General features: G+C 63.2%; 10 protein-coding genes. 7 read left to right on the forward strand and 3 right to left on the reverse strand.

The genetic code is table 11. From position 1 onward, the window contains the following. Positions 1-152 precede the first annotated feature (152 nt). From CQ12_RS25455 to CQ12_RS25470, 4 genes are all read left to right on the forward strand, one after another. A complete protein-coding gene (locus CQ12_RS25455) occupies positions 153-884 on the forward strand; it encodes an amino acid ABC transporter permease (RefSeq protein ID WP_057838039.1) in 732 nt (243 codons plus the stop codon). Between the two features lie 2 nt (positions 885-886). Further along, positions 887-1,579 (forward strand): amino acid ABC transporter permease, encoded by a 693-nt coding sequence (locus tag CQ12_RS25460; RefSeq protein ID WP_057838104.1) that lies wholly within the window; start codon positions 887-889, stop codon positions 1,577-1,579. 64 nt (positions 1,580-1,643) lie between these two features. Next, positions 1,644-2,375: an amino acid ABC transporter ATP-binding protein gene (locus tag CQ12_RS25465; RefSeq protein ID WP_057838105.1), complete on the forward strand. Its 732-nt coding sequence runs from the start codon at positions 1,644-1,646 to the stop codon at positions 2,373-2,375. A gap of 150 nt (positions 2,376-2,525) precedes the next feature. Beyond that, positions 2,526-3,383, forward strand: coding sequence for a D-amino-acid transaminase (locus tag CQ12_RS25470; protein ID WP_057838040.1), 858 nt, complete (start codon positions 2,526-2,528; stop codon positions 3,381-3,383). Positions 3,384-3,551: 168 nt separating this feature from the next. Here the strand turns inward: CQ12_RS25470 and CQ12_RS25475 are convergent, their stop codons facing one another. Further along, positions 3,552-3,965 (reverse strand): cupin domain-containing protein, encoded by a 414-nt coding sequence (locus CQ12_RS25475; RefSeq protein ID WP_057838041.1) that lies wholly within the window; start codon positions 3,963-3,965, stop codon positions 3,552-3,554. Positions 3,966-3,981: 16 nt separating this feature from the next. Next, on the reverse strand, positions 3,982-4,443 hold the full coding sequence (locus tag CQ12_RS25480; protein WP_057838042.1) for a carboxymuconolactone decarboxylase family protein: 462 nt from the start codon (positions 4,441-4,443) through the stop codon (positions 3,982-3,984). A 173-nt stretch (positions 4,444-4,616) separates the two neighbouring features. Here CQ12_RS25480 and CQ12_RS25485 point away from each other — a divergent pair, with 173 nt between their 5' ends. Genes CQ12_RS25485 through CQ12_RS25490 form a run of 3 tightly spaced genes read left to right on the forward strand, consistent with a single transcriptional unit; the run spans position 4,617 to position 6,394 of the window. Next, positions 4,617-5,606, forward strand: coding sequence for a tripartite tricarboxylate transporter substrate binding protein (locus CQ12_RS25485; protein WP_157088494.1), 990 nt, complete (start codon positions 4,617-4,619; stop codon positions 5,604-5,606). 53 nt (positions 5,607-5,659) lie between these two features. Further along, positions 5,660-5,809 (forward strand): hypothetical protein, encoded by a 150-nt coding sequence (locus tag CQ12_RS45240; RefSeq protein ID WP_198164260.1) that lies wholly within the window; start codon positions 5,660-5,662, stop codon positions 5,807-5,809. A gap of 27 nt (positions 5,810-5,836) precedes the next feature. Continuing rightward, positions 5,837-6,394, forward strand: coding sequence for a helix-turn-helix transcriptional regulator (locus CQ12_RS25490; protein ID WP_198164261.1), 558 nt, complete (start codon positions 5,837-5,839; stop codon positions 6,392-6,394). A 69-nt stretch (positions 6,395-6,463) separates the two neighbouring features. Here the strand turns inward: CQ12_RS25490 and iaaH are convergent, their stop codons facing one another. Next, complete coding sequence (iaaH, locus tag CQ12_RS25495; protein ID WP_057838106.1) at positions 6,464-7,891, reverse strand: indoleacetamide hydrolase; 1,428 nt, start codon at positions 7,889-7,891, stop codon at positions 6,464-6,466. Between the last annotated feature and the right edge of the window lie 253 nt (positions 7,892-8,144).

The raw sequence follows: 8,144 nt of genomic DNA on the forward strand, positions 1-8,144 counted from the left end.
GCGCCGTCTCGAACCGGGATGCCACAGTTGAGCTTCCAATTAGAAAAGTCCGGCCATTTTGCAGTGACGAATGGCCGGACTTTTGCATACGCGTTAGTGACTATCCGCGTTAGTGACCAAGGGCTTTGCCGGCGTTTTCCGTAGGGTGCTTCGTGAACTACAATTGGAACTGGCACATCTTCTTCGAGCCGAACCCGACCGGGGCCGGCACCTATCTCGACCTGCTGGTGTCGGGGCTGTGGCTGACCATCAAGACGGCGCTGCTGGCCTGGGTCATCGCACTGATCTTCGGCACGATCGTCGGCATCCTGCGTTCGTTGCCGTCAAAGGCCGCGTCCTGGGTCGGCTTTTGCTATGTCGAATTCTTCCGCAACATGCCGCTGCTGGTGCAGCTATTCCTCTGGTTCTTCGTGCTGCCCGAACTGCTACCGCGCGCCGCCGGGCTGTGGCTGAAGCAGCTTCCGAATGCGCCATTCTGGACGGCAGCGATCGGCGTCGGCCTGTTCATGTCGGCGCGCGTCGCGGTGCAGCTTGCCGCCGGCATTGCCTCATTGCCGCGCGGGCAGAAGCAGGCCGCGACCGCGCTCGGGCTGACGACCGCGCAGGGCTACCGCTACGTGCTATTGCCGATGGCGTTTCGCATCATCATGCCGCCGCTCACTTCCGAATTTCTCAACACCGTCAAGAACACCTCCGTCGCCATCACCATCGGCCTGATCGAACTGACTGGCCAGGCGCGGGCGATGCAGGAATTCTCGTTCCAGGTGTTCGAAGCCTTCACCGCCGCAACCGTGATGTATCTCGCGATCAACATCATCGTCGTCACCGGCATGCGCTTCCTCGAACGCAGCCTGGCGATCCCCGGCTACATCACGGGGAAATGACGATGTTCGGCAATCTCGATTTCGACGTCATCCGCCGCTCGCTGCCCTACCTGTTCCTCGACGGCATGAGCTTTACGCTGATGCTGACCGGGCTGTCGGCGCTGGGCGGCCTGATCTTCGGCACGCTGATCGCGCTGATGCGGCTGTCGAGCTACAAGCTGCTCGGCCGCATCGCCGGGCTTTATGTCGACTTCATGCGCTCGCTGCCGCTGGTGCTTGTCATCTTCTGGTTCTACTTCCTGGTGCCCTATATCGGGCAATGGCTGACCGGGGCGTCACGTCCCATTCGCGTCGGCGCGTTCACCTCGTCGCTCGTCACCTTCATCATGTTCGAGGCAGCGTATTTCTCCGAGATCATGCGCGCCGGTATCCAGTCCATTTCCAAAGGACAGCCGGCGGCGGCAAGCGCGCTCGGCCTGACCTACAGCCAGTCCATGCGCTACATCGTGCTGCCGCAGGCGTTCAGGAACATGCTGCCGGTGCTGCTGACGCAAACCATCGTGCTGTTTCAGGACACTTCGCTGGTCTACGTGCTGTCGATCCCGGACTTCCTCGGTGCCGCCAGCAAGGTGGCGCAGCGCGACGGGCGCCTGGTCGAGATGTACCTGTTCGCGGCGCTGGTCTATTTCGTGATTTCCTGTCTCGCGTCCTATGGCGTCCGGCGCCTGCAGGCACGCATTGCTATTGTTCGGTGACGAGCATGATCCGGAAAAGTGGAAACCGGTTTTCCGAAAAGATCATGCTCAAAAGGATAGCTTCATGATCGAAATCAGCCACGTCAATAAATGGTACGGGCCGAGCTTCCAGGTGCTGAAGGATTGCACCACCAGCGTCGCCAAGGGCGAGGTGGTGGTGGTCTGCGGCCCGTCGGGCTCGGGCAAGTCGACGCTGATCAAATGCGTCAACGCGCTGGAGCCGTTCCAGGAGGGCCAGATCATCCTCGACGGCATCAAGGTCAACGATCCCAAGACCGACCTGCCAAAACTGCGCGCGCGTGTCGGCATGGTGTTCCAGCACTTTGAATTGTTTCCGCATCTGCGCATCATCGAGAACCTGTGCCTGGCGCAGGAGAAGGTGCTGGGCCGTTCGCATGACGAGGCCGTCGCCAAGGGCGACAAGCTGCTCGAGCGCGTCGGCATGAAGGCGCATGCAAACAAATACCCGGCTGAACTCTCCGGCGGCCAGCAGCAGCGCGTGGCGATTGCCCGCGCGCTCGCCATGGACCCGATCGCGATGCTGTTCGACGAGCCGACCTCGGCGCTCGACCCGGAAATGATCAGCGAAGTGCTCGACGTGATGGTCGATCTCGCCCATGAGGGCATGACCATGATGGTCGTCACCCACGAAATGGGCTTTGCCAGCAAGGTCGCCAATCGCGTGATCTTCATGGACAAGGGCGAGATCGTCGAGGACGCGCAGAAGACCGATTTCTTCGGCAGTCCACGCAGCGAACGCGCGCAGAAGTTCTTGTCGAAGATTCTGTCGCATTGAGGGGCGGAGGCCCATCCGCGTCATTGCGAGCGCAGCGAAGCAATCCATAGCGCCACACGGGAAGCATGGATTGCTTCGTCGCTTCGCTCCTCGCAATGACGATTAGCTATAACTTCCGCCACGGCGGCATCGCTACGAGGAGATTCTACTTTGGAACAGATCGCTTACGTCAACGGCTCTTTCGTCCCTCTCTCAGAGGCGAAGGTCTCGATCCTCGACCGCGGATTCCTGTTTGCCGACGGCATCTATGAGGTCGCCGCCGTGCTCGACGGCAAGCTGATCGACAATGCCTCGCATCTGGCGCGGCTGGAGCGCTCGGTCGGCGAGATCGAGCTGGCGCTGCCGGAAACGACCGCGCGCATCCAGGAGATCCAGCAGGAGCTGGTCAAGCGCAACAATCTCGTCAACGGCATGGTCTATCTGGAGGTGACGCGCGGCGCCGACACCGGGCGCGATTTTGCGTTTCCCAAGGGCGTCAAGCCGACGCTGATCATGTTCACCTCAACCAAGGACATCGTCAACGCGCCCTCGGCCAAGACCGGCATCAACGTGATCACGGTGCCAGACCTGCGTTGGACCCGCCGCGACATCAAGAGCGTGGCGCTGCTGGCGCAGGTGCTGGCCAAGCAGACGGCGGCTGCGGCCGGCGCCGGCGAGGCCTGGATGATCGAGGACGGCAAGGTGACCGAGGGCGGCTCGTCCTCCTGCTTCATCCTCACGCAGGACGACGTGATCGTGACGCGGCAGAATGGCAGCGAAATCCTGCCCGGCTGCACCCGCAAGGCCGTGGTTGCGCTCGCCGAAGAGCGCCAGCTCCGCGTCGAGGAGCGGGCGTTTTCGGTCGAGGAGGCGCTGGCCGCTAAAGAAGCCTTCATCACCAGCGCCAGCCTGTTCGTGCAGGCGGTGGTGTCGATCGACGGCAAGAAGGTCGCTGACGGCAAGCCCGGCCCGATGACCAACCGGCTGCGCGAGATCTATGTCGAATTCGCCAAGGCAACGGCGGTTTAGCGAAGTGTCGTCGCCCGCCTTGTGCGCAATTGCGCACGGGGGCGGGCGACCCAGTATCCCAGAGCAGGTGCGCTTGGGCCGAGAAGCCGCGGCGTACTGGATGCCCCGCCTGAAGCGGGGCATGACAGCGGAGTGTGTGGTGCGCGTGGTTCGCCACCACACCACCCCTCACTTCTTCCCGAACGTCGTCAGTTGCGCGCCGTCATCGGCGACGAAAATCGCGAGCAGGCTTGCCGGCTCCGTCGTGCTGGCATTCTCGCTGACGAGATGCTCGCTGCCGGGCGGCTCGAAGAAGGCCTCGCCGGCCTTGTAGACCCTGGCCGGTCCGGTCGCCGAATTCTCCGAGCGGATGCTGCCCGTCAGCACATAGGCCATCACGCTGCCGGCGTGATGATGACTGGCCGACTTGCCGCCGGGCGCGTAGTTCACCAATACGGTGGTCAGGCTCTTGCCGGGAGCGTTCGGCAGTTTTTCCGAACGCACGGGCGTCACCTTGGCGTCTTCGGCCTGCGCGGCCGGCATGGTGCCCGTGACCAGCGCGAGCAGGGTGATTGCCATCATGCCGCAAATCGAACGTGTCATGTCAGTCTCCCCTGTTTCATGCCACCGCCGCTTTCGCCTTCACCGGGTGAACCGCGCGGAACGAAATCGCGATCCTGTTCCAGGCATTGATGGCCCCGATCAGCACGGTGAGGTTGACCATCTCCGTCTCAGAGAAATGCGCGCGGAGTTCTTCGTAGAGGTCGTCAGGGGCGTGCGTCTCGGCGATCAGCGTCACCGCGTCGGTCCACGCCAGCGCGGCGCGTTCGCGGTCGGTATAGAGCGGCGATTCATGCCAGGCGCTCAGGAGGTAAAGGCGCTGTTCAGTCTCGCCGAGCTTGCGAGCATCCTGGGTGTGCATGTTGATGCAATAGGCGCAGCCGTTGATCTGGGAGGCGCGCGTCATGACCAGTTCGATCAGCGACTTTTCGAGCCCTGAGGCGACGATCTGGGCTTCCACTGCGACGAGCGCTTTGATGGTTTCGGGCGCGGCCTGGTAATAATTCATCCGGGGCTTCATGTTCGTTCTCCTCTCTGGACGCTTTCAATTTGAACGATTGCCCAAGTCTATCCCGATCGGGACGATAGTCACGGTCTGGATCGGTGCTGTCGGATACAATAAAGTGATCCGAAGAAAAGCAGGGGAGACGACGGATGTTTGCGCGCGAGCGGGTGTCGGCGGGAAGCCGTGCGATGCCACTGTCTGCGGTCGATCGATGCCGCATTGCCTTCCTGTTCGCGCTCGCCGCGCTATTGCTGCCGCTGCTGAGCCATACGGCATTCGCCGCCTATCCAGAGCGCGTCATCAAGATCATCGTGCCCTTTGCGCCGGGCGGCGGCACCGACGCCATCGCGCGCGTGCTGGCGCAGGAGATGGCAAAGGATCTCGGCGCCAGCATCATCATCGAGAACAAGCCGGGCGCTGGCACCATCATCGGCGCGCAGGCGGTCGCGTCCGCCGAAGCCGACGGCTACACGCTGCTGATGGGATCATTTGCCCATGCGGTCAACCCGAGCCTGTACGCCAAACTGCCCTTCGATCCGAACAAGGACTTTGCGCCGGTCGCGTTCATCGCGCGTTCCCCCAATATCGTCGTCGTCAATCCGAAGTCGTCGTTTCGTTCCGTCGCCGATCTGATCGCGGCGGCGAAAGCTGAGCCCGACAAGATCTCCTACGGCACGTTCGGCACCGGTACCTCGGCGCATCTGGCCGGCGAAATGTTCAAGCGCATGGCCGGCGTCAATATGACGATGGTGCCCTACAAGGGATCCGCGCCTGCGATCACCGATCTGATCGGCGGGCAGACCCAGGTGATGTTCACGACGGTGGCAAGCGCCGCATCCCTGATCGAGGGCGGCCAGTTGCGCGCGCTGGCGGTGACGACTGCAGAACGCTCGCCTGCGTTTCCGCAATTGCCGACGGTCGCCGAGACCGGTCTTGCCGGCTTTGAGGCGGAAACCTGGTACGGCCTGTTTGCGCCGGCGAAAACGCCGCCTGAGATCATTGATCGCCTCAACCGATCGGCGGCGAAAGCGGTGCAGGCCGACGCTTTCAAGAAACTCAGCGTCAACGAGGGTCTCGTCCTGATCGCGACGCCGCCGGAGGAGTTCGGCCGCTACTACCGCAGCGAGGTGGAGCGCTGGCGCAAGGTGATCGAGCAGGCCGGTATCAAGGCCGAGTAGGGCGGCCCGAAGCCGGTTCCCCCCGGCCGCGGTTCCCCGCTAGGATACCCCGCATGTATGTGAGCGCTTCCGAGAGCCGGGTGCTGGCGCGCATCTTCGGGCTGTTGTCCGAGGACCTCAGCGAGCACGACGTGCGCGAGGCGGTCGGCCATCATTTGCTCGAATTGCTGGAAGCCGACCACTACGCCTCCTTCGTCTGGTAGGATGCGACCGGCCGTTTCGAAAAGGCCGTGTACCTGAACATGGACCCGGCCAACATCGCGGCCTACGATCGCTATTTTCAGCAGTGCGATCCGATCACGTTGAAGCTGCAGGCCCGTCGCGAGGCGACGCTGGTAACGCAGGTGATGCCGCAGCGCGATCTGATGCGGACCGAGTTCTTCAACGATTTTCTCGCCCGCGACGGACTGCATTGGGGCGTCAATGCCTATAGCTTCGCCGGCGGCCGCAACATCGGCGACATCAGGATCTGGCGTGGTCGGCGGCGCGAGAATTTCGACGGCCGTACCCTGGAGCTGTTGCGGCTGATCGAGCCGGCTTTCACCGGTGCGCTGGTCCGCGCGGCCGGCGGGGCAGCGGCCGTTGTGGTGGACGGCTCACCGATCCTCAAACTTTCGGTGCGCGAGTTCGAGATCGCGCGGATGATATCGGACGATCTCAGCGACAAGGAGATCGCGCACCGGCTGCAGGTCGAGGTCTCGACCGTTCGCACCCATATCGAGCGCATCTTCGCCAAGCTCGGCGTCCGCCGCCGCAGCGGCGTCGCCAGCCTGTTTGCACGGCATTAGGGCAGACCCATTGTACTTTGCATGGGGTTGTTTTCGATATTTTGTGTCGGGCGCCGCGGCGAGCGCCGGCTAGCGCGACGGCGGCGGCAGCCGACCGAACAGCTTTTCCATCGCCATACCGATCGCGAGCAACTTGCGATCGCTCCCCGCGGGTCCATCGAGCTCGAGACCGACGGGCAGCTTGCTCGATGCGCCCAGTGCGATCGGCAGCTGGATGCCGGGAACGCCGGCATTGCTGCCGGGATCGGTGTTCTGGATGAACAGCAGGAAATTCGCGAGGCTCGACGAGTCGGGATTGGAGGCGATCGCGACCTTCGGCACCGTCGGGAAGGCGATGGCGTCGAGCTTGTTCCTGGCGAACGTATCACGATAGAGCGCCTGCAGCGCAGGCCGCGCGGTCTTCATGGCGGCCTCATAGGCCGGCTTGGCGTCCGTGACCGTGTTGTTCGGTCCCGGCAGCTTGCGCGGAATCACCAGCCCGTCATAAGTGCCTTTCACGTCGGGGCTCGCGATCTCTTTGGCGAGATTCTCGATGCTGACGCCAGAGCCGCTCTTCTTGAGATAGGCGACCATGTCGTCATAGGCCTCGTACAGCGCGAGCGGAAATCCGACCTGGCCGTTGAGTTCGGCAAGCTTCGGCATCTCGATATCGACCACCGTCACGCCGCTCGCCTTGAGTTTTTCCAGTGCCGCCTTGAATGCGGCCTCGGTATCGGCGTCGAGATTGGCCAGCATCGATTTGTCGACGCCGATGCGCATTTGCTTCAGCTCTGCGGGCGTGATCGCGCCGCCGCCAGCGATGACGCGATCGAGTATCGCGACATCGGCGATTGTCGATGCCATCGGGCCGGCAGTATCGCGGGTGTGAGAAATCGGCGCGATGCCGGCTTGCGGATAGCGACCGACAGTCGGACGCAGCGCGGCGCAGCCGTTCAGCGCGCAGGGGACCCTGACCGATCCGCCGGTGTCGGTGCCGAGGCCCGCGGTAACGATCCGCGCGCCGACCGCGGCGCCCGTGCCCGATGACGAACCACCGGCAATCCTTGTCGTGTCATAGGCGCTGCGTACCCCGGACTCCGAGCCGGTCTTGAATGCGGCGTTGTAACCGGAGATGCCGAAGGCAAGCTCATGCATGTTGGTCTTGCCGACGATGATGGCGCCCGCCGCACGCAGCTTTGCCGCCACCGGCGCATCCTTCTTCGGCACGAAATTCTTCAACGCCGGCGTTCCAGCCGTGCTGGGGAGGCCGGCCACCTCGATATTGTCCTTGATGACGATGGGGACGCCGCCGAGCGGCTTACAGGAGCCCTTCTTGCGGCCGGCGTCGAACGCCTCGGCGGCCTTCATCGCACCGGCCTCGTCCAGCGTGATGAAGGCGTTGAGATCGGTCTTCGCCTTGGCCCGCGCGATCACTGCTGCGGTCAGCGCCTTGCTGGTGATCTTGCCGGCGCAGAGATCGGCGGCGGCTTGGGTTGCCGTCAGTTGGTCCAGGTCGATCGCCTGGGATGCCGCTGGAGATGCCGCGGCAAGGGCGAGGCCGGCAAGCGCCGAGCCGAGCAGAGTGGAACTGCGAGCCATGATGATCCTCCGTGCGAATGAGTCCCGTCCGGATGAATTTTACCTGCTACTCGTCCCCGCGCCTGTCCTCATTTCTGAGGACGTCGGGACCGCGCTGCTCGTCATGCCCGGGCTTGTCCCGGGCATCCACGTCTTCTTCGTCGGCGATAAAGACGTGGATGGGGGGGGGGAG

This window comes from Bradyrhizobium jicamae (assembly GCF_001440395.1).
Lineage (GTDB): Bacteria > Pseudomonadota > Alphaproteobacteria > Rhizobiales > Xanthobacteraceae > Bradyrhizobium > Bradyrhizobium jicamae.